The sequence below is a fragment of the Pseudomonas sp. RL_5y_Pfl2_69 genome, from assembly GCF_963970465.1.
GTDB lineage: Bacteria > Pseudomonadota > Gammaproteobacteria > Pseudomonadales > Pseudomonadaceae > Aquipseudomonas.
Genome location: NZ_CAXAOU010000004.1, coordinates 328600 through 350490, shown reverse-complemented (window position 1 = coordinate 350490; position 21891 = coordinate 328600). Strand labels below are relative to the sequence as shown.

Here is a 21891-nt window from a genome sequence, read left to right as displayed (position 1 = left end):
TTGAGCTTTACTCGTAGTGGGCGCCGGTTTTTGAAGTGCGCCTGAGTGAGGCCGACTTAGACATGTCGTCTTGTGCCATTGAAACTGACTGGAACGAATATTTTGAAACCCTACCCAATCCAGTGTGTGTCGATCGTCATCCCGGTCTACAACGAAGAAGAAAGCCTGCCCGAGCTGTTGCGCCGTACTGAAGCAGCCTGCGCGCAGTTGACACAGGCCTATGAAATCGTCCTGGTCGATGACGGGAGTCGGGACAATTCGGCGCAAATCCTGCAAGACGCTGCCGAGCGTGAAGGCAGCCCAGTCGTTGCCGTGATCCTCAACCGCAACTACGGGCAACATGCCGCCATCATGGCCGGCTTTGAACATTCCAAAGGCGATGTGGTGATCACCCTCGACGCCGACCTGCAAAACCCGCCGGAAGAAATCCCCCGCCTGGTCGCGCAGGCAGCACTGGGTTACGACGTGGTCGGCACTGTGCGCAACAACCGTCAGGACTCCGCCTGGCGCCGCTGGCCTTCACGTGTGATCAACCTCGCCGTGCAACGCTCCACCGGGGTTGCCATGAGCGATTACGGCTGCATGCTGCGCGCCTATCGCCGCTCCATCGTCGACGCGATGCTGGCTTGCTGCGAACGCAGCACCTTTATTCCCATTCTGGCCAACAGCTTCGCCCGCCATACCACCGAAGTGCTGGTCGAGCACGCCGAGCGCGAACACGGCGACTCCAAGTACAGCCCGATGCGCCTGATCAACCTGATGTTCGACCTGATCACCTGCATGACCACAACACCTTTGCGCCTGCTGAGCATTATCGGCTTCAGCATGGCGGTACTGGGCGTCCTGTTCGCCATCGCCCTGGTCATGCTGCGTCTGATCTTCGGTGCATCCTGGGCTGGCCACGGTACTTTCGTGCTGTTCGCGGTGCTGTTTGTATTCACCGGCGGACAATTTATCGGCATGGGCCTATTGGGTGAATACCTGGGCCGCATGTACAGCGATGTTAGGGCTCGACCACGGTTTTTCATTGAAAAAATCGTTCGCGCCGAGCCGGCAACTTCTTCCGTTTCAACTTGCAACCCGACTTCTTCTACTTCGACACAGGTCCAATCATGAGTTTGAAAGCCGTTGTTTTCGCCTATCACGATATTGGCTGCACAGGCATTGAAGCCTTGCTCAATGCAGGTTACGAAATTGCTGCTGTGTTTACCCATGCTGACGACCCCAAGGAAAATAACTTTTACGGCTCGGTTGCCCAACTGTGTGCCCGTAAAGGCATCCCGGTTCACGCGCCGGAAGACGCCAACCACCCACTGTGGATCGAGCGCATCCGCAAGCTGAACGCCGATTACATCTTCTCCTTCTACTATCGTCACCTGCTGGGCGAAGAGCTGCTGGCCAGCGTCAGCAAAGGTGCTTTCAACCTGCATGGCTCGTTGCTGCCGCGCTACCGTGGTCGCGCACCGGCCAACTGGGTGCTGGTCAACGGCGAAACCGAAACCGGCGTCACCCTGCACCGCATGGTCAAGCGTGCTGATGCGGGCGATATCCTGGCCCAGCAACGCATCAGCATCGAGCGTTCGGATACCGCACTGAGCCTGCACGCCAAGCTGCGTGAAACCGCCGCCAAACTGCTGGCCGAAGCCTTGCCGCTACTGCCACAGGGCAAGCTCACCGAAACCCCGCAAGACGAATCCAAAGCCACTTATTTTGGTCGCCGCACCCCGGCTGACGGCCTGCTGCAATGGACTCGCCCGGCTGAAGAGCTGTTCAACCTGGTGCGTGCCGTTACCCAGCCTTACCCGGGCGCCTTCTGCGCCGTGGGCGAGCACAAACTGATTGTCTGGGGCGCCGAAGTGGTAGCCGGCAACCAGGGCCATGCACCTGGCCAGGTCATCAGCTGCGAACCGCTGCGCATTGCCTGCGGCCAGGACTCGCTGGTCATCACTGCCGGTCAGCGCAACGACAACGGCCTGTACCTGAGCGGCCCGCAACTGGCCCGTGAACTGGGCCTGGTCGAAGGTTCGCGCCTGCGTGGTGCTGAGTCCGGTCGCCCGGCACGCCGTACCCGCGTCCTGATCCTGGGCGTAAACGGTTTTATCGGTAACCACCTGTCCGAGCGTCTGCTGCAAGACGATCGTTATGAAGTGTATGGCCTGGACATTGGCTCCGACGCCATCGACCGCCTGCGCAGCCACCCTAACTTCCACTTCGTGGAAGGCGACATCAGCATCCACACCGAGTGGATCGAATACCACATCAAGAAGTGCGACGTGGTCCTGCCGCTGGTGGCCATCGCCACGCCAATCGAATACACCCGCAACCCGTTGCGCGTATTCGAACTGGACTTCGAGGAAAACCTCAAGCTGGTGCGCTACTGCGTCAAGTACAACAAGCGCGTGATCTTCCCGTCCACGTCCGAAGTGTATGGCATGTGCCAGGACAAGAACTTCGACGAAGACACCTCCAACCTGATTGTTGGCCCGATCAACAAGCAGCGCTGGATCTACTCGGTTTCCAAGCAGTTGCTGGACCGCGTGATCTGGGCCTACGGCACCAAAGGCCTGAAGTTCACCCTGTTCCGTCCATTCAACTGGATGGGCCCGCGCCTTGACCGTCTGGACTCGGCACGTGTTGGCAGCTCGCGCGCCATCACCCAGCTGATCCTGCACCTGGTGGAAGGTACCCCGATCCGCCTGGTTGACGGTGGCGAACAAAAACGCTGCTTCACTGACGTTGCCGACGGTATCGAGGCCCTGGCCCGCATCATCGACAACAAGGGTGGCAAGTGCGACGGCCAGATCATCAACATCGGCAACCCGGACAACGAAGCCAGCATTCGTCAGCTGGGCGAAGAGTTGTTGCGTCAGTTCGAAGCCCACCCATTGCGTGCCAACTTCCCTCCGTTTGCAGGTTTCCGCGACGTTGAAAGCCAGTCTTTCTACGGCACTGGCTATCAGGACGTCAGCCATCGCAAGCCAAGTGTTGAAAACGCCCGTCGTCTTATCGACTGGACGCCGACCACCGAGCTGAGTGAAACCATTGGCAAGACCCTGGACTTCTTCCTGCGTGAAGCCATGGTAGAAATCGCGGAAAAACGCTGATGCAAGCTGGACTGCGTATCGATGTCGACACGTACCGTGGAACCCGTGAGGGGGTTCCACAGTTACTCGAACTGCTCGATGAAGCCCAGATCAAGGCCACGTTTTTTTTCAGCGTGGGGCCGGACAACATGGGCCGCCATTTATGGCGGCTGATCAAGCCCCAGTTTTTCTGGAAAATGATGCGCTCCAAGGCTGCCAGCCTGTATGGCTGGGATATTTTGCTGGCCGGCACCGCCTGGCCAGGCAAACCTATCGGCAAGGATCTGGGGCACTTGATGCGCCAGACCCTGGCCGCTGGCCATGAGGTCGGCCTGCACGCCTGGGATCACCACGGCTGGCAAGCCAACACCGCGCGCTGGAGCGAGGCACAACTGATCGAGCAGATCCGCCGTGGTGTCGAGACCCTGAGCGACATCACCGGACAGGCCGTCGAGTGTTCGGCAGCCGCAGGGTGGCGTGCCGATGAACGCGTAGTCCAGGCCAAGGAAACCTTTGGTTTTCGCTACAACAGTGATTGCCGCGGGCACAGTCTGTTTCGGCCACGATTGGCTGACGGCAGACTGGGCGCGCCGCAAATCCCTGTGGATTTACCGACGTTCGATGAAGTAGTCGGGCCGCACCTGAGTGCCGCCGACTTCAACTCATACATTCTTGATCGCTTCAGCCCGCAAAAGCTGAATGCATACACCATCCATGCTGAAGTAGAAGGGATTCTTATGGCAAACGACTTCCGTCAATTGCTGGCGCAGGCCCGTGCCCGCGATATTCATTTCCAGCCCCTGCGGGACTTGCTTCCGAACGACATTGACAGTCTGCCTGCCGGGCAACTCAGCCGCGGCGTGCTTGAAGGCCGTGAAGGCTGGCTGGGAGTACAGAAGCCATGACCCAGCGCTGGACGATACCCCTGCTGGTACTGGCCTTTATTGCGTTTTACCTGTTGCCACTGGGCACCCACGGCCTGTGGATTCCCGATGAAACGCGCTACGCGCAAATCGGCCAGCAAATTCTGATCGACGGTAACTGGATCACTCCCCACTTCATGGATTTGCGCTACTTCGAGAAGCCGATTGCCGGCTACTGGATGATCGCTATCGGCCAGGCCATTTTTGGCGAGAACCTGTTTGGCGTGCGCATTGCCTCGGCCATCGCCACCGGCCTGAGCGTGTTCCTGGCCTATGCCGTGGCTCGCCGCCTGTGGAACGACCCGCGCAAGAGCTTCGCCTGCGCCCTGGTGTACATGACGTTTGGCTTGATCGCAGGCCAGGCGGGTTATTCAAACCTCGATCCGCAGTTCACGCTTTGGGTCAACCTGAGCCTGGTGGCCTTGTGGTTTGCCGTCGACAGCAGCACTACCCGTGATCGTCTGATCAGCTGGGCCGTGCTGGGCTTTGCCTGTGGCATGGGCTTCATGACCAAAGGCTTTTTGGCCCTGCTGCTGCCGGTGCTGATCGCCCTGCCCTACATGGTCTGGCAAAAGCGTTTTCTGGAACTGGTCAAATATGGCCTGGTGGCCATGCTGGTCGCAGCCTTGGTTTCACTGCCGTGGATTCTTGCGGTTCACGCCCAGGAGCCCGATTACTGGAATTTTTTCTTCTGGCACGAGCACATTCGCCGCTTTGCCGGTGAAGATGCCCAGCACGGTCGCCCATGGTGGTTCTATCTGCCGCTGATGGTGGTCGCCAGCCTGCCCTGGGTAGCCCTGCTGCCTGCAACCTTCAAGGATGCCTGGCAGAACAAGCGTCATGCCAGCGTGGTGTTCCTGCTGATGTGGCTGCTGTTGCCGCTGGCCCTGTTCAGCCTGAGCAAAGGCAAGCTGCCGACTTACATCATGCCGTGCATGTTGCCGCTGGCCCTGCTGCTGGGCCACGCGCTGATTGCCCGTGTCGAGCAGGCCAAAACCGGAGCCATCCGCTTGAACGGCCTGCTCAATCTGGTGGTGGGCGGCGTGGCATTGCTGGCCCTGATCTATTTCCAGATCAAAAAGCCGTTTTATGACAATGAACCGCAGCACATGGCGTTGTTGGTGCTCGTGCTGCTGACCTGGATCGTTACCGGCCTGCTCACGTTGTCCAAACCGTTGAAAATGTGGGCCGCCCCTGCCGTGGCAATGGGTGTTCTGGTTCTCGCGCTGCCTGCGGCCATGCCGACCAGCGTGATTCACAACAAAATGCCCGACCAGTTCGTCCTTGAACACATGGACGAGTTGTCCCAGGCCAAGTCCTTGCTCAGCAACGACCTGGGTGCGGCATCTGCCTTGTCGTGGCGCCTTCGGCGCCCGGACGTGACGCTCTACAACACCCAGGGCGAAGTCAAATACGGCCTGACCTATGACGATGCCAAAGGCAAGAGCATCGGCCTGGCCGATATTGGCCAATGGATGGCTGACGCCCGTCGCCAAGGCCCGGTGGGCGTAGTCATGCGAGTCAAGGACAGCGATGAAAGCGATGAAATGGATCACTTGCCCAAAGATGCCAAGCGCTATGACGAAGGCAACATGGTCATTCTGATTTTCCCGCAGATCGCTCCATGACCCTGGCACTGCTGCTACTGGCGTGCCTGTTGACCTGCGCCGGCCAGATCGCCCAGAAGTATGCGGTCGAAGGCTGGCGCGGGATTGAATCCGGGGTGGCGCAAAAACTGCGTTCCCCCTGGCTGTGGCTGGCCTTGCTGTGCCTTGGCCTGGGTCTGCTGGTGTGGTTGCTGGTGTTGCAACGGCTTGAGGTCGGGATTGCTTACCCGATGCTCAGCCTGAACTTTGTGCTGATCACTCTGGTGGCCCGCTACCTGTTTAAAGAATCCATCGACCGGCGTCATTGGCTGGGGGTGGGGCTGGTGATTGCCGGCGTCATTTTGCTGGGACAACAAGCATGAACCTGCGCCGTGGATTTGCCTTTGCCTCGGGGAGTGTATTGCTGGTCAGCACTGCCCAATTGGGCATGCGCTGGAGCATGACCCGCTTGCCGCAGCCGGCTCAATGGGTGGATGCAATCAGCCAGGGCGATGTATCGCTCCCGGCGTTGGCGGTGGTGTTTGCCGCGATCATGGCGTATGCGCTGTCGATGCTCTGCTGGCTGCTGGCCCTGCGCGACTTGCCGCTGGGCCGAGCGTATTCGCTGTTGAGCGTCAGTTACGCCTTGGTGTACCTGCTCGCTGCAAGCCTGCCGATTTTCGATGAACACTTCACTTTGTCAAAAACCCTGGGTGTGACACTGGTCATCCTTGGGGTGCTTACGATCAACTCTCGACGTACCAGGAACTGCGCATGAAAATCAGTGTATTTGGTAGTGGCTATGTAGGCCTGGTGCAGGCGACGGTCCTGGCTGAAGTCGGCCACGACGTGATCTGCATGGACATTGACCAGAAAAAGGTCGAGCTGCTGCAGCAAGGTCACGTCAGCATTTTCGAACCCGGGCTTTCGAGCCTGGTGCGTGAAAATATTGAAAGCAAACGCCTGCGCTTTACCAGCGATGAAAAACTCGCCGTGGAGCACGGTCAGGTACTGTTTATCGCCGTGGGCACGCCCCCGAGCGAAGACGGTTCGGCTGACCTGGGCCAGGTGTTTTCAGTCGGTGATGCGGTTGCCCGCCACCGTGAAGAACCGCTGATCCTGGTCGAAAAATCCACCGTACCCGTCGGCACCGGTGACGCACTGACCGCCCATATCAACAAGGCCCTGAGCCTGACCGGGCGCACACTGCAATTTGACGTGGTGTCCAACCCGGAGTTTCTCAAGGAAGGCTCGGCCGTCACCGATTGCCGTCGCCCGGATCGCATCATCATTGGCTGCGCCCGCGAAGAAGTCCGCGAGGTCATGCGTGACCTCTACGCACCGTTCAACCGTAACCATGACCGCATCATTTTCATGGACCTGCGCAGCGCCGAACTGACCAAGTACGCCGCCAACTGCATGCTTGCGACCAAGATCAGCTTCATCAACCAGATTGCAGAACTGGCCGAGCACCTGGGCGCCGACATCGAAGCCGTACGTCTGGGCATCGGTGCCGATACCCGTATCGGCTACCACTTTATCTATCCGGGCTGCGGCTACGGCGGTTCGTGCTTCCCCAAAGACATGCGCGCGCTGATCCACAGTGCCCAGCAGGTCAATTGCTCAAGCGATCTGTTGCAAGCGGTTGAAGCCATCAACGAACGCCAGAAGCACAAGCTGTTCGATCGCATCAATGCGTTCTTCAAGGGCGATCTCAAAGGCAAGACCTTTGCCCTGTGGGGTCTTGCGTTCAAACCCAATACCGACGACATGCGCGACGCGCCGAGCCGGGTATTGATGGAAGCCTTGTGGGCAGCCGGAGCCAATGTACGGGCCTTCGACCCCGAAGCCATGCAGGAAACCCAGCGTCTTTACGCCAATGAAGAACGCCTGAGCCTGATGGGTACGCCGGAATCCACCCTCAGCGGCGCCGACGCGCTGATCGTGTGTACCGAGTGGCAACAATTCAAGGCTCCGGATTTTGAGCTGATCAAGCAGCGCCTGAACACCCCGGTGATTTTTGACGGGCGCAACCTGTACGACGGCGAGCGTCTGGCCAAGACCGGCTTGCAGTACTTCCCGATGGGACGGGGTGAATCGTGCAACCTGCCGGTTTCCCACGGTTCAACAGCCATTTGATGATGTGATCACGCCGCCATTGGTAACAATGGCGGCGTTTTTTTTGCGTGCTCCGAGGAGTCAAGGAGACTCAACATGCCTGCCGATTTCACCCCCACAGCCCTGCTCACCCTACGCAGGCAATCCCTGATACTGGGCGCGCTCGCATTAGTGCTGTTTATTCTGGGCAACCATCAAGAGGCGGCGATCGGTTTTGATTCGCGCTTTGTCATGTTTGCCAACGAAATGCTGCGCAACGGTCCCGGCTTTTTCCCGACGACCTATGGCCAGCCCTACGCCGACTACAGCGCAACCTCGACCGTGTTCACCTGGTTGCTGTCGCTGCCCTTTGGCAAAGTGACCAGCCTGACGGCGTGGCTGCCCACGGCCATCGCCAGCGCAACCCTGGTGACGTTGATGTATCGCCTGGTTGCACCGCGATCCACACTCTGGGCGTTGGTCAGCGTGGCCCTGTTGTTGCTGAGCATGACCTTCGTGACCGAAACCCGGGCCGTTTCCCTGGACCAGATGCTGGCAGCCGTCAGTTTCAGCGCGTTCTATCTGGCTTACGCCCACGACAACTTCGGGGCGCCACGACGACATGTCTGGCTACTGGCTCTACTGGTGCTGGGCTTTGCCATTCGCGGCCCGATCGGCCTGGTGATTCCCACCGGTATCCTGTGCAGTTACTACCTGCTTGGCGGCCAATGGCGACGCCTGATCAGCGTTGGGCTACAAGCGCTGGCGTTGTTGATCGCGTGCATTGGCACATTGCTGATGCTGGCCTGGCTCAGTGGTGGCGAGGCGTTTGTCCACGAAGTGATCCGCATGCAAGTCACCGGGCGCATGGACGGCACCGAAGGCGCAAGCAGCGTGCTGTATTACTTCACAAGCTCCGTGGGCAACTACGCCCTGGCTTACCCGCTGGCCGTGGTGGTGCTGGTGGCAATCCTGATTGCCGGGCGCAAACAGTCGGGACCGTCGCTGCAACTGGTCAAATACTGTGTGGCGGCCGCGTTGGTGGTCATGATCGGCCTGTCGATTCCTCAAGCGAAAAAAGCCCGCTACCTCCTGCCCATGTTGCCAATGGCCGCGATCATTGCGGCTTATCCGTTTCAAGTCATGAGCGGTCGGGTGTTTGGCGTTTTACGTTGCTTTATTCAAGGACTGTTCTTGATCCTGCCGGGCTTGCTGATCATCGGCCTGATCGTTGCAGGCAAGCGTTTTGGCGAGCAGTTGCCGCCCTTGACCGCTACCTTCGTCATCCTGGCGGTTCTCCAGGTTCTGGCCCTGGGCCAGTTGTTCAAAGCCCGGTGGCGTACTCAAGGGTTGGCGGCGTGTGCCGTGCTGGCGCTGTGGAGCAGCTATATCACCGTCTTTGAACCGGCAGAGCGCACTCTGTATGACACGCGCACCTTTACCCTCAAAGCCCTGCAACTGATCGATCAGGCCCCGGCGCCCGTGGTGCTGCACGGCATGGGCAAAGACGCCAAGGCGATCAAATTCATGGTCAACGTGGACCGGGATCTGCTACCGCTTTTCACCCAGTCACCTGCTGAGCTGACAGCACTGCGCGCACCGGCCTGGATCGTGATGGACAGAAAGGACTATGAGGCCTTGCAGGGCAGCGAGCCGGGCAGCATTGCACCGGCACTGAGCGGGCGCTTCGACAAGAATGATTACGTGCTGCTGCATTTGCGTTGATCGTTATTGTGTGACGGCTCTGGGGACAAATCGCAAAATCTCGTCGCGCTGAGTACGAGCCTGTTTGGGATCTCGACCAGCGCGCAAATCTTTACTAGACACATCTTACGCACCTCTCAGATGCCTCCTACGGCCTATCGGTCTTCTACACAATAGACTGCCAGGCCGACAAGAAGGAGATGCATCTATGGCTAACAATGGATATATGACGATTACAGGTAAGGCTCAAGGCTTGATTTCAGCTGGCTGCTCAAGCCAAGACTCAATAGGCAACAAGTGTCAGTCCGGGCATATCGATGAAATCATGGTGCTGTCTTACACTCACAACATGGTCAACATCGGCAATATTAATAAGCCAACGCATCGACCAATCCTCATTACCAAAAACGTTGATAAATCCTCGCCGCTACTCGCTCAAGCACTCTCAACCCGAGAAGAGATAAAGTGCACAATCAACTTTTATCGTGTTTCTTCTTTTGGCCTGCAAGAAAAGTTTTATTCAGTTTCGATCAATGGTGGCGTTATTGCTGACCTGACACTTGAGATGCCCCACGTTATTTTGCACCACGACGCCGAACCACAAGAGCATATAGCCATCCGTTACCGAGATAAGGTTGCTACGCGAAGAGGATTCTTCTTCGATAGATTTACGGCCGTTATAACTGCAAGCACTGTGTATGGCGCGTGTAACACGCCTTAATGAGTAACTTCATTTTTTATCCCGTATTCGTGCTAATAACGGCACTTATGTACTTGCCCTCCTACTGGGCATACTTCGCATTTTCAGGCCGTAACTTTTCCCCCTGCAAGTTTTGGGCAGTTGCTATCTACAACATATTCTGTGGATCTATACATGTTTTTTTGTGCAAGACGGCACGCTCCTATTTCTGGGGCGCGTAGATAATACCGTAATGGGCTGGATATCCCTTGTTATGATTTTTGTCTATGCGTTTACTCTTCCCGCTAATTGGGACCGGAAACGCTGGTTTTCACAAAAGTAACCTTGATGGCGCGTTTAAGTCAGGCCCAGCATCTTGGTCAGTGATGCGGGATAGAAGATTTCACTATAGCTAACTATTAAGTCTCAGCTATCCACCTGGCACTGAACAGCGCTGGTGCGGATACTTAACACTAGGCCTTTAGCGTGTACAGTCGATGTGAATCGAGCACCTAGATATCTCAGAGCTGACTGTGTAAGACCCTACAAAGACATGGGCGCTGGCGCTATAGGCTTCGAAATATATACCGACTTCCCAACAGGACAGCAAATATACAAAGAGGCTGAAAAATGATTGTGCTGATTTTTTCTGCATTGGCAGCGTGCGGGGTTTTCTTAGCCTACTTCTTAAAGATACAACTCTCGGGAAGAAACTTAACCCCCGCAAAACTCTATTTCCGCCTAATATTAAACGGCTTCTTTGCTGTACCTTACATTAACATTATAGAGCATAATGACTTTCTATATCTTGGGAGTCGCCCGGATATAATTTCAGAGCACCCGGTTATTGGCTGGATTGCCTTTGCCTGCATTTTGCTACATTTATTTTCATTTCCTGTTAAACGGAATGTTAAGTGGTGGTTTTCACGACAGTAAACGCTGAGGAGTGGAACGAATCTGCGTTCGAATTGGTGCGCAAACCTTTACTAGACACATCTTACGCACCTCTCAGATGCCTCCTACGGACTATCGATCTTCTACACAATAGCCTGCCAGGCCGACAAGAAGGAGATGCTTCTATGTTTGTTCAGGTATGTAAAAAGGGACTATGTAAGAGGGTATAAGGCCGCCACGCGGAGAGGGTTTTTCTTCGATAGATTTGCCGTCGTTATAATTGCGAGCACTGTGTATGGAGCGTGCGACAGCCTTGATGAGTAACTTCATTTTTTATCCCGTCTTTATACTTATAACGGTGCTTTTATACTGGCCTTCCTTTTGGGCGAACTACGCGTGGTCAGGTCGTCGTTATTCCGCTTTCAAGTTCTGGGGGGTTGGGAGCTACAACGTACTGTGTGCGGCCATTCACAATTTTTATGTGCGAGACAGCACGTTACCATTTATGGGGCATGTCGATAATGCCGTAATGGGCTGGATATCCCTTGTTATGATATTTGTCCATATCTCTACATTTCCGGTTGAATGGGAACGAAAACGCTGGTTTTCACGACAGTAAACGCTGATGAGTGGAACGAAACAGCGTTCGAGTTGCTACCGCTTTTCACCCAGTCACCTAAGCAGTTGTCAGCATTGCCTGCTCCGGCACTAAGCAGGCGCTTCGACAAGAATGATTACGTGCTGCTGCATTTGCGTTGATCGCGACAGGCCGTTTTGCTAGCTCCCACAGGGGCGGCGCAATACCTGTGGGAGCTGGCTTGCCTGCGATGCAAACGCTGCGGTCTGTCAGGTTGAACTCAGTGATGCCATCGCGAGCAAGCCCGCTCCCACCTATTAGCAGCTACAACCCCCACAAATAGGTACAATTCCCGCCCTTCACTTTCTTCCAAGGAATCCCAATGTCAGGGCTTGAACTGTTTGCCGCCGCACTCGGCGTCATCGCCGTCTGGTTAACAGTCAAACAAAACCCCTGGTGCTGGCCCATCGGCCTGGTGATGGTGCTGCTGTACAGCTGGATTTTTTTCGAGATCAAACTGTATTCAGGCATGCTCCTGCAGGTGTTCTTTGCCGTGCTGCAAGTCTATGGCTGGTGGCAGTGGACCCGCGCAGGCTCGCAACATGAAGGCCGCGTGGTTTCTCGACTCAGTGCCTTGCACGTGCTCTTCGGCCTCGCTATGGGCGTCATAGGCAGTGCTGCTTTGGGTGCTGCAATGGCCCATTGGACTGACTCCAGCTTCCCTTGGCCTGACGCCACGTTGACCGCTTTCAGCCTGGTCGCACAAGTGTGGATGGCGCAAAAACGCCTTCAATGCTGGGCGCTGTGGTGTGTGATCGACGTGCTCTATATCGGCTTTTTCGCCTGGCAGGATCTGTACCTCACGGCCGGCCTTTACGCGCTGTTTACCGTCATTGCCATTCAAGGCTGGCGTGACTGGCGCCGCGACCCGGCGCTACGCACATGAAGGTGGTCGTACTGGCAGGGCCGGAATCGAGTGGTAAAAGTTGGCTGGCAGCGCTGCTCCAAGAGCGTTTTGGCGGCATTCTGGTGGGCGAATATGTTCGCTACTTTATCGAGCAAAACCCTCGCGACACCTGCCTGGCGGATATTCCACAGATCGCTCGCGGCCAGCTCGAATGGGAAGACCAGGCACGTGCCAAACGGCCCGAACTGCTGATTCTGGATACTCATTTGCTGAGTAACATCCTGTGGAGCCAGACGCTGTTCGGCGACTGTCCGGACTGGCTGGAAACCGAGCTGCTAAAGCGCGAATACGATCTGCATCTGCTGTTGTCCCCTGACGATGTGGAATGGACCGCTGACGGCCAACGTTGCCAACCCTCACTGGTTGAACGCCAGGCGTTTTTCAGGGCCAGCCATCAATGGCTGACAGACCACCACCAACCCTTGCAAGTCATCACGGGCGATTGGCAGGCTCGACAACAACACGCCTGCGAGGCGGTCAATAAATTAATGAGCGCTCAGGAAACTTATTCAATAAGTATTAGTCAGTAAGTTATAGCCCAATAAAAAGTGCAATTCATTAACCAACAACTTAATGGATTCAGCACTTTTAATATGTCCACTGCTGTTACATGCAACCCCCCGCAACACCGCTAAAACACCGACCTGCGGCATAAACACGAATAGTGTAACGCTCATGAAACAGGCCCTGTCGGCCTCTAAAAATAGCGCCTGCCCAACAGATAAAGGCGCTGACCGGCTCTTTGTTATCTCACGCTCGTTACACTTCGGCTTAACCGAAATTGCCATCATGCTGCCAGCTATTGTTTTACAACGTTAATTCAAAAGCGGCACAGCTCATGCTCTTTCCTTATCACGCTGGCTAGGGCCAGCGTCGAAAAGGGAGCACAGTCATGGGGCACTTATATCGTGGTAACCGTTACCTGCTGATGGCTTGCAGCCTGAGCGCCTTGATGGGCGTGTGCAGCGCAGTACAGGCCGCAGGTAGTGGCGAGATAGTGCTTGTACGTACTGTCCAACCCCAGCCGGTGGGCACCCCCGCCATGCATCCCGATCCCGACCCTGTTACCGCCAATGCCAGCCCTCTGGCACAAGTAATGGGCGGTACCCGCGAACTCAATGATGGCGATTTTGCCGGTGTCAGCACCGGTACCTCGATCAGGCACACCATGATGCCCAATGGCAACAGTCTGCCAGGGCTCAATACCAGCAACGGGCTGCCAGGCATGACCAACGGCCATGGCGGTGGGAGCGGCGGCACCATTTCCGACACCATCGGCAACAGCATTAGCCAGGGCATGCGTCCGCTCTCTGTACTGAGCCAGGGGAAATAACATGACTGCCTACAGCCTGCCTGTGGTGATTGCCGCCCTGCTTGCCAGTTCAAGTGTGCTGGCGGCCTCTGACAACAACGCCGAGATCAACAACTCGGGTGCCAATTACCACGGCAACGTCACCATCAACCAGGCGGCGGGCGACCAGCAGCAACAAGTCAACATCCGCGCCATTGCCATCGGTACCGAGGCCAAAGCCTCAACGTCCGTTACCCAGAAAATCAATACCCCGGCCGACCCTTCGCTTAATGCCAAGGCAGTCATTGGCGGCAACTCTTTCAGTAATGGCAGCGGTGTGATCGGTATCAACCAGTCCGCCGGAGCCAACAACCAGATGGCCAATATCGTGCGAGTCGGCATCAGTGCCCAACCGCAAGGTATGGACGACAGCGCCCTGTCACAACAGAACGTGGCGCTGGTACCAAACTCGGGAACCGCATCCCCCGCCAACGGCAGTCGCCAGGTCGTTACCAGCGATCAGGCCTTCACCGGCAGCCGAGGGGTGGTGCAGTTGAACCAGAGTGCAGGGGTGGGGAACCGCATGGCTAACACCCTGAATATACGGGTTGCTGACTGACCCGATAACAACGCAGTGCAATTAGAAAGTGCCAACACTTAACACACTAATGAAGCACGGAGAATCACCATGAAACCTTCAATCGCTCTGAAACCTCTGGCTTTCGCTATGGCCGCACTCCTGTCAGTAGCTGCACAAGCCGGTCACAACGATGGCCCACCACCACCTCCATCGAATCCACCGTCCTACACACTGGACCCTTATGCTGCTGCAGCGGCTGTTGTGATTGACGTGCAAAACAGTCACAACAACAAAGTGACCAACAAAGCGATCAAAAACACCGCAACCGTCAAAGACTCGGTCAAAGGTGCTGAAGGCAACATGGGCGTCAACGCCGCCGCTGGCTCGGGCAACCAACAAGACAACGCCGTTGCGATCGCAACCGCTGACGAAACGTTTGTCTTTGGTACTGCTGCGTCCCTGACCAGTGCAACCCAGACCAACAGTCACAACAACGATCATAACTACGGCACCCAAAACAACGCCATGCTCAAAAGCTCGGGCAATGGCAGTTCAGGCAACGTGGGTATAAACGTGGCTGCGGGCGACTTCAACCAACAGAAAAACAACCTGGCCATCGCCGTATCCAACGGCCGCATCGCTTCCGCAGGCGCAACTGCCAACCAAACCTCCAATAACCTGTCGGTTATCAACGAGGCTGGCGCGTCTTACCTGAGCAATGTGAACACCTGGGGCCCAAGCTGGAGCCACAACAAAACCCCGGTCATCAACAACGCCACCATGGACCATTCGTTCAATGGCATGTCGGGTAATGGTGGTGCCAACATCGCGGCTGGTGTAGGCAACCAACAAAGCAACTCGCTGTCCATCGCTGCAGGTTGCAAAGTCTGCATGTAATAGCGACGGTAAAGGAGGGTCTCGTTTACGAGACCCTTTCTCTTCATACAAGGCGTATCAATCATGCGTATTGTCGCCCTCGCCCTCATGCTTGGCTTGACCGGGATCTCCGGGATGACCCAGGCCGCACAAATGTCCGTCGCCGCCATGCCTGGCGGCAATCTGGTTTTCAAACAGGTACAGAGCATTCGTGAGCGGCGCTTCAAGGACATCGTCGAACAAAAGACCGACTTCAGTTGCGGCGCGGCAGCACTGGCCACCGTATTGCGCCAGGCCTACTGGCTGGACGTCGACGAAGACCAGATCATCAAAGGGATGCTGAAGAACGCAGATCAGGACCTGGTGCGCGTTCAGGGTTTTTCAATGCTCGACATGAAGCGCTACGTTGAAAGTATCGGCATGCGCGCCCGGGGTTACAGAATTCCTGCGCAAAGCCTGGAGAGTGTGAACATCCCCGTGGTGGTACTGCTGGAGATCCGTGGCTACAAGCATTTTGTCGTCCTGCAACGCACCCAGAAAGACTGGGTTTACATCGGCGACCCTGTACTTGGCCACAAACGTTATTCCCATGACGATTTTATCAAAGGCTGGAATGGCATCGTGTTTGCCATCATCGGCCCCGGTTACGACAAAACCAACGCCCTACTGTCGCCCCCTGCTCCGCTGACAGCTAAAAACCAGCTGGACGGGTTCAGTCCGGTAAAAGATGCAGAGCTCATGGACTTTGGTTTTATTCAAAGCGACTTTTTTTAGGTGCGCCAAGCATGACTACGGAGCTGCGCGCTCCTGGAGCAGCACATGAAAACTCCAATCTGGCTGATTGCCGCCTGCCTGGCTGCCAGTCTGCCCGCCCAGGCCGCATCGACCTTTAAACCGGTCGAATTGAAAGACAATGAAATGTCCGAGTTGCGTGGACGTTATGTCATGCCCGGACGAATCATCAGTTTCGGCATCGTAATGAACAGTACTTGGACCAGCAGTAATGGCGGCGTAGTGGGTGCCAGCACCTCCATGTATGTGCAAAACACCATTGAGCCCAAGTTCTATGTCTCCACTTACAGTTCTGCCGGTAGTGGCCCAACCGGTTCACCCGGTACCGGCTCGGTGACCGGAGGCGTGGGCTTGACCACGGGCCAGGGCGTGACCCAGAGCGTGCGGGCTGCGGGGGATTACAACAGCGCTTACAACAATGTCGATATCAATGTGACCGAGGCCAATCAGGCACCTGCGGTTAACCAGCAAGGCGTGTTGCTGACCGCCAACAACCCGATTACCCAAACAGGCGGCGCAGGCAACTTGACGGTGTCTGCTGTAAACGGAGGCATCCAACTAGCGATCCAGGCTAACAACAATCAAGGCAATTCACTGCAACAAATAGCCCAAGGGGGCGTATTGCAGAGCACAACACTGTTGGGGGGCGGCAACATGGTTAATAACATGACCCAACTGAATGTGGTGTTGCGCAATAACATGCCCAGTCCCGGTGCACTCGATTGCAATCTTAGCCAGCTAAAAGGACTACGCAATATGGGATATTGAACTACGCTCAGGTCCTACGACTTGGCTTATCTGGACGGCTTATTTCATGCACCGATCGTTTACCTTTCGCGCAGTTGTATGCATGAGCACTATTTTCCCATCAGCACTGCTGTATGCAGCACCTGGTTCGGACGTAGAGCTACTAAAACAAGAATTACTGGAGCTACGCCAACGTTACGATCAGCAGCAAAAAGCCCTGGCTGTGCTTGAGCAGCGTGTTCGTCAAGTGGAAGACCAGCCCGCAACACCTGCTCCCCGTCGCCTGGCCAAATCTCCAGCCGACATGAAAGGCAATCAGACAGTTGCAGGCGCCAGTACCACAGGTGCAGCCGTTGCTGCAGGCGGCAGTTCCTACGGGACCGCCTTGAAGGATGACTCCGCACCGGCCCAGAGTGTGGTCAACCTGTACGACGAAGCCAGCGGCTTCTTCGGCGGTGGCAAGTTCAGTTTCGAAACAGGCGTTACCTATTCCCGTTATGACACCCGCCAACTGATCCTCAACGGTTTCCTGGCCCTGGACTCGATCTTTCTGGGCAACCTGAACCTGGACCGGATCAAGGCCGACAACTGGACGCTGGATCTGACCGGCCGCTACAACCTCGATAACCGCTGGCAGTTCGACGTCAACGTACCAGTGGTCTACCGTGAATCGACTTACCAGTCCGGTGGTGCCAACGGCGGTGATGCCCAGGCGACTTCCGAGCAAACCGTCACGCGTGACCCGACCATTGGTGACGTCAACTTCGGTGTCGCCTACAAGTTCCTCGATGAGTCGGTAAACACCCCGGATGCGGTGTTCAGCGTGCGGGTCAAGGCCCCTACCGGCAAGGATCCGTTCGGGATCAAGCTGGTTCAGTCGCCTGACAACACCAACGTATTCACCCCTGAAGACCTGCCGACCGGTAATGGTGTGTGGTCCATCAGCCCGGCTATCTCCCTGGTCAAGACCTTCGACCCGGCCGTACTGTTCGGTACCCTCTCCTACACCCACAACCTTGAAGAGTCCTTTGACGACATCAGCTCAACGCAAAATCTGAAGCAGCCTGGCAAGGTCAAACTGGGTGACAGCTTCCAGATTGGCGCGGGTGTGGCGTTCGCCCTCAACGAGAAGATGAGTATGTCGTTCTCGGTGTCTGACCTGATTCAGAAAAAGAGCAAGCTCAAGCAGGATGGCGGGGACTGGCAAACAGTCACCACCAGTGATGCCAACGCGGGCTACTTCAACGTCGGCATGACGGTTGCCGCCACCAACAACCTGACCATCGTGCCAAACCTGTCGATTGGCCTGACGGATGATGCACCGGACTTCACCTTCAGCCTGAAATTCCCGTACTACTTCTAAGCCGCACAAAAAGGCCCGCCGCGTTCAAACGCGGCGGGCCTTCTGTTTTTCAGCGGATATTGTGCTTGTGCAACAACCGGTAAAACGTAGGTCGCGACACCCCCAACACCCTCGCTGCCACACTCAGGTTATCGCTATGGCGGTGTAACACCTCGCACAGGGCCTGGCGTTCCGCGCGGTCCTTGTACTCTTCAAGTGTGCTCATTTCACCGACAAACAGCGGGCTTGAGTCCAGCCCCAGGTCATGGGCCTCGATCTGGCGACCTTCAGCCAGTACCAATCCACGGCGCACACGGTTGGCAAGCTCGCGCACATTGCCGGGCCAGCCGTGATTGCCCATGGCAATCAATGCATCATCACTGAAACTGCGCGGCCGACGGCCCGTCTCCAGGCTGTAGTAACGGGCAAAGTGACTTGCCAACATGGCCAGATCGCCATGACGTTCACGCAGTGGCGCCGTGATCACCTGCAATACATTCAACCGGTAGTACAAGTCTTCCCGAAAGCGCCCCCTCACAATGGCGGCCTCCAGATCGACGTGAGTGGCCGCAAGGACGCGCACGTCAACCGGGATCGGCTGACTGCCACCGACCCTCTCAATGTGTTTTTCCTGCAAGAAACGCAACAGATTGGCCTGCAGCTCCATCGGCAGATCGCCGATTTCATCCAGAAAAAGCGTGCCGCCATTGGCCGCCTCTATCCGTCCGATCTTGCGCTGATGAGCGCCCGTGAACGCGCCTTTCTCATGACCGAAGAGTTCCGACTGGATCAAATGATCGGGAATGGATCCGCAGTTGATCGCGACAAAAGGTTTGCCATTGCGCTGGGATTGCCTATGCAGGGTGCGCGCGACCAGCTCTTTACCGGTGCCGCTTTCACCCCGAATCAAGATGGGAGACTGGGTGGGGGCAAACTTGCTCAAAATTTTGCGCAGATCGCGCATGGATCGGCTGTCTCCGAGCAGCTCATCCTCCTGGGGCAAAGTGAGCGGTGAGGCCTGACCCCGCAAGCAGGCCATGCCAAAGGCCCGGCCAAGCGTGACCTGAACCCGCGAGACATCGAAGGGCAAGGTGTGAAAGTCAAAAAACCACTCACAGACAAAGTCCCCCACGTTCTTCAGTTTAAGGACGTCAGGGGTCAGCACCGCAATCCACTCGGTGCCGCTGCGACTGATCATGTCTTTAACCGCTTCAGGACGCTCGAGGTGGGACGGCTGAAGCCGGAACAGGCCAACATCACACGAACGGTCAATAACACCTGCCAGCGTGCAACTGTCCACCGACCAGCCTATGGTTCGCAAACCAGGGAGTATTTCATGGCAATCTTCACAGGGATCAACGACCAGCAGACGTCGGGGAGATGACATCGTGAGCATGACTGTTCCTTGGCGCCAAAAAATTAAAAAATCAATAAAAACAGTCCTTTGTTCCATCCAAGCGTAACGTTAGCAAGGCTGTGGGAGCTTTCAGGATCTTTTCTTTATATCCCTAATAGCCAATTGAGCGGTGTGCACTCAATTGGATAATCAAAAGGGTGTTTGCGAGCGCAAAAAATTGATTTGGATCAGTCGGGTAAAAAAACTTTTAAAAAAGTAGGAAAAGTGTGTGACCTGATGCCGGTCTGAGGTCATCAGTACAAGTAAGCAACCGAACGGTAAGCCCAGCCGACGGTTAATCATTTGATGGGCATACTTGAGAGAAAACCCTATGAACGCCCCGCTCCGTTTCAACGAAGCACTTTTGATTGCCGGCCACGCCTTTGAACCGTTTCAATGCGTCGCCTGGGCTGCACAAGACGGTCACGGTGAGTTGAGCCTGACGGTCATTGACCGCACCAACACCCGTATCGGCCGCAAACAGATCCCGCGCAGTGCCTGCGCAGACGCCGCCCAACTCGAAAGCCTGCTGGCTCAAGCCCGCGCCGAGATCAGCAGCGAAGGCTACACCCTGCAACCCTGGGTAATGCCTGCATAAGGCTGCCAGATTGCCCCTCCTTGCGGGAGCAGACTTGCTCCCGCAGGGGTAGTTGGCCTCTAGCCATCAATGTGCAGGTAGTCTGCCTTCAACTCCGCCGCCAATTGAGGCGCGCGACCGAGACGAATCGGGCCCCGCTCGATATCGATCAACAGCCCCGGGCAGCTGATTTCGGGCAACGCCGACCACTCTTTCAAACGGCCATCGGTCACTAGCAAAAATCGCTGCTGCTCCTGCGGCAACTGCTTGCGCCGCCGATCAAGCCACTTCGCGACTTCCTGCAGGGCCTGCAGCAACGGTGTACCACCACCGGCGCCCAGCTGGGCCAACCACTCATTGAGCGCCGCCGAAGCCTTTACCCCCGTGACCTGCCACACAGGCGAATTGCCGCTGGCTGTCATCACGGCCACCCGGGCACGCTGGCGATACGCATCCTCGAACAACTGGGCGAGCAGCCCCTTGGCATCACTCAGGGCCTGATGCCGCCGGGTTGAAGCAGATGCATCCACCACCACCAGCCACAGTTCCTGGGCGGCGCTTTTGCGGGTTTTATGGCGCAGATCTGCGCGCAGACGTGGACGGCCACGGAGCAAGGTTTGCACCCAATCGACCATCCCGCTGCCGGCACTGAGGCTTGCGCCCAGTTTGCCCGTTGCGAGATGACCCGCCTGGGGTCTGGCATCCGCCCCCACATCGGATCGGGGACGAATGCCTAAGGCTTTTTTGGCCAGCTCGGCACGTCACGGCGCGCACCCATCGCCTGGGCCTGTGCTGGCAACTCGCCCCACTGGCCCTGGCCGGAACCGGATGAAGGCGTGCTGGATTGAGGCTGTGAATGCGGCTGCTCCGGTGTCGGTGCCTGGCCCGTCTGCTCGCGCCGCCGATGACGCAAGGCAAATTCGGCCACCGCATCGATGTCTTCAAGGCTGATTGCCGTGGCGCCACGCCAGGCGGCATGGGCCCGTGCAGCACGCAGCCACACCAGATCGGCACGCATACCGTCGACCGCCGCTGCAAAACAGCGCTCGGCAATCACCGCGAGCGATTGATCGTCCAGGGCGATGCTGGCCAGCAATCCCCGTGCATGCTCGCAACGCTGGCGCAGGGCCGTCTGCGCCTCTGCCCACTGAGCGCAAAACCCCTGGGGGTCCGCGTCAAAGGCCAGGCGCCGACGGATAATGTGTGCCCGTTCGGCCGGTTGCGGCAGACCGCTCATGACCACGTTCAGCCCAAAGCGGTCGAGCAGTTGAGGACGCAACTCCCCCTCTTCCGGGTTCATGGTGCCGATCAGGACAAAACGCGCAGCATGCCGATGGGAGATGCCATCGCGCTCGACCACATTGGTACCGCTTGCAGCCACATCCAGCAGCACATCCACCAAATGGTCTGCGAGCAAATTCACTTCGTCGACATACAGCACACCGCCATCGGCCTTGGCCAACACACCCGGTGAAAACTGCGCCTTGCCTTGCCCGAGTGCGGCGTCCAGATCGAGGGTGCCGACCAGACGCTCTTCAGTGGCACCCAGTGGCAGGGTCACGAACTGGCCGCTGGCGAGCAGATCAGCCAGCCCACGGGCCAGGGTAGATTTGGCCATGCCACGGGGACCTTCGATCAGCACGCCGCCAATCCTGGGGTCGATGGCCGTGAGGCACAGCGCAAGCTTCAACGAGTCCGCGCCGACCACCGCCGATAACGGGAAATGCGGGGTGTCAGTCATGTTTTCGGGTTCCAAATCGTAGAATGTTGATCGACTTCA

The 21891-nt window shown here is 56.8% G+C and carries 23 protein-coding genes; 20 read left to right on the top strand and 3 right to left on the bottom strand.

Annotated features, from left to right (window positions below):
- Positions 1–102: 102 nt before the first annotated feature.
- From arnC to AACY07_RS09835, 19 genes are all read left to right on the top strand, one after another.
- A complete protein-coding gene (arnC, locus tag AACY07_RS09925) occupies positions 103–1116 on the top strand; it encodes an undecaprenyl-phosphate 4-deoxy-4-formamido-L-arabinose transferase (RefSeq protein ID WP_133079219.1) in 1014 nt (337 codons plus the stop codon).
- Entirely contained in the window at positions 1113–3104 is a 1992-nt protein-coding gene (gene arnA / locus AACY07_RS09920; protein ID WP_339474628.1) for a bifunctional UDP-4-amino-4-deoxy-L-arabinose formyltransferase/UDP-glucuronic acid oxidase ArnA, read from the top strand. The genes arnC and arnA overlap by 4 nt, the downstream gene beginning before the upstream one ends.
- A complete protein-coding gene (arnD, locus tag AACY07_RS09915) occupies positions 3104–3988 on the top strand; it encodes a 4-deoxy-4-formamido-L-arabinose-phosphoundecaprenol deformylase (RefSeq protein ID WP_339474626.1) in 885 nt (294 codons plus the stop codon). Before arnA ends, arnD begins: the two co-directional genes overlap by 1 nt.
- Positions 3985–5634, top strand: a complete 1650-nt coding sequence (arnT, locus tag AACY07_RS09910; RefSeq protein WP_339474625.1) for a lipid IV(A) 4-amino-4-deoxy-L-arabinosyltransferase — start codon at positions 3985–3987, stop codon at positions 5632–5634. The genes arnD and arnT overlap by 4 nt, the downstream gene beginning before the upstream one ends.
- The gene (gene arnE, locus AACY07_RS09905) at positions 5631–5975 is read left to right on the top strand and encodes a 4-amino-4-deoxy-L-arabinose-phosphoundecaprenol flippase subunit ArnE (protein WP_133079223.1); all 345 of its coding nucleotides are present in this window, start codon (positions 5631–5633) and stop codon (positions 5973–5975) included. The genes arnT and arnE overlap by 4 nt, the downstream gene beginning before the upstream one ends.
- A complete protein-coding gene (arnF, locus tag AACY07_RS09900) occupies positions 5972–6370 on the top strand; it encodes a 4-amino-4-deoxy-L-arabinose-phosphoundecaprenol flippase subunit ArnF (protein ID WP_133079224.1) in 399 nt (132 codons plus the stop codon). The genes arnE and arnF overlap by 4 nt, the downstream gene beginning before the upstream one ends.
- Positions 6367–7731 (top strand): UDP-glucose dehydrogenase family protein, encoded by a 1365-nt coding sequence (locus AACY07_RS09895; RefSeq protein ID WP_133079225.1) that lies wholly within the window; start codon positions 6367–6369, stop codon positions 7729–7731. The genes arnF and AACY07_RS09895 overlap by 4 nt, the downstream gene beginning before the upstream one ends.
- Before the next feature lie 75 nt (positions 7732–7806).
- Positions 7807–9414, top strand: coding sequence for an ArnT family glycosyltransferase (locus tag AACY07_RS09890; protein ID WP_339474623.1), 1608 nt, complete (start codon positions 7807–7809; stop codon positions 9412–9414).
- 187 nt (positions 9415–9601) lie between these two features.
- Positions 9602–10114: an Hcp family type VI secretion system effector gene (locus AACY07_RS09885; RefSeq protein WP_339474622.1), complete on the top strand. Its 513-nt coding sequence runs from the start codon at positions 9602–9604 to the stop codon at positions 10112–10114.
- A gap of 588 nt (positions 10115–10702) precedes the next feature.
- Positions 10703–11008: a hypothetical protein gene (locus AACY07_RS09880; protein WP_339474620.1), complete on the top strand. Its 306-nt coding sequence runs from the start codon at positions 10703–10705 to the stop codon at positions 11006–11008.
- Between the two features lie 917 nt (positions 11009–11925).
- Positions 11926–12489 (top strand): nicotinamide riboside transporter PnuC, encoded by a 564-nt coding sequence (gene pnuC, locus AACY07_RS09875; RefSeq protein WP_133079596.1) that lies wholly within the window; start codon positions 11926–11928, stop codon positions 12487–12489.
- Positions 12486–13040, top strand: coding sequence for an AAA family ATPase (locus AACY07_RS09870; protein WP_133079595.1), 555 nt, complete (start codon positions 12486–12488; stop codon positions 13038–13040). The genes pnuC and AACY07_RS09870 overlap by 4 nt, the downstream gene beginning before the upstream one ends.
- 145 nt (positions 13041–13185) lie before the next feature.
- Positions 13186–13329 carry a hypothetical protein gene (locus tag AACY07_RS09865; RefSeq protein WP_339474618.1) on the top strand — a complete coding sequence of 48 codons (144 nt, stop codon included), beginning with the start codon at positions 13186–13188 and terminating at the stop codon, positions 13327–13329.
- A 73-nt stretch (positions 13330–13402) separates the two neighbouring features.
- Positions 13403–13843 (top strand): hypothetical protein, encoded by a 441-nt coding sequence (locus AACY07_RS09860; RefSeq protein ID WP_219262240.1) that lies wholly within the window; start codon positions 13403–13405, stop codon positions 13841–13843.
- A gap of 1 nt (position 13844) precedes the next feature.
- Entirely contained in the window at positions 13845–14420 is a 576-nt protein-coding gene (locus AACY07_RS09855) for an adhesin (protein WP_339474616.1), read from the top strand.
- A 69-nt stretch (positions 14421–14489) separates the two neighbouring features.
- Positions 14490–15278 carry a heme utilization protein gene (locus tag AACY07_RS09850; RefSeq protein WP_339474615.1) on the top strand — a complete coding sequence of 263 codons (789 nt, stop codon included), beginning with the start codon at positions 14490–14492 and terminating at the stop codon, positions 15276–15278.
- Positions 15279–15341: 63 nt separating this feature from the next.
- Positions 15342–16031, top strand: a complete 690-nt coding sequence (locus AACY07_RS09845; RefSeq protein ID WP_339474614.1) for a C39 family peptidase — start codon at positions 15342–15344, stop codon at positions 16029–16031.
- Between the two features lie 45 nt (positions 16032–16076).
- On the top strand, positions 16077–16817 hold the full coding sequence (locus AACY07_RS09840; RefSeq protein ID WP_339474613.1) for a hypothetical protein: 741 nt from the start codon (positions 16077–16079) through the stop codon (positions 16815–16817).
- 46 nt (positions 16818–16863) lie between these two features.
- Positions 16864–18159: a transporter gene (locus tag AACY07_RS09835; protein ID WP_133079589.1), complete on the top strand. Its 1296-nt coding sequence runs from the start codon at positions 16864–16866 to the stop codon at positions 18157–18159.
- A 49-nt stretch (positions 18160–18208) separates the two neighbouring features.
- On the opposite strand, the gene AACY07_RS09830 is transcribed toward AACY07_RS09835, so the two are convergent.
- Positions 18209–19534 carry a sigma 54-interacting transcriptional regulator gene (locus AACY07_RS09830; protein WP_133079588.1) on the bottom strand — a complete coding sequence of 442 codons (1326 nt, stop codon included), beginning with the start codon at positions 19532–19534 and terminating at the stop codon, positions 18209–18211.
- 331 nt (positions 19535–19865) lie between these two features.
- Here AACY07_RS09830 and AACY07_RS09825 point away from each other — a divergent pair, with 331 nt between their 5' ends.
- Complete coding sequence (locus AACY07_RS09825; protein ID WP_095000290.1) at positions 19866–20132, top strand: hypothetical protein; 267 nt, start codon at positions 19866–19868, stop codon at positions 20130–20132.
- 59 nt (positions 20133–20191) lie between these two features.
- On the opposite strand, the gene AACY07_RS09820 is transcribed toward AACY07_RS09825, so the two are convergent.
- Positions 20192–20746 (bottom strand): vWA domain-containing protein, encoded by a 555-nt coding sequence (locus AACY07_RS09820; protein ID WP_339474612.1) that lies wholly within the window; start codon positions 20744–20746, stop codon positions 20192–20194.
- 98 nt (positions 20747–20844) lie between these two features.
- Positions 20845–21852: an ATP-binding protein gene (locus AACY07_RS09815; protein ID WP_339474611.1), complete on the bottom strand. Its 1008-nt coding sequence runs from the start codon at positions 21850–21852 to the stop codon at positions 20845–20847.
- Between the last annotated feature and the right edge of the window lie 39 nt (positions 21853–21891).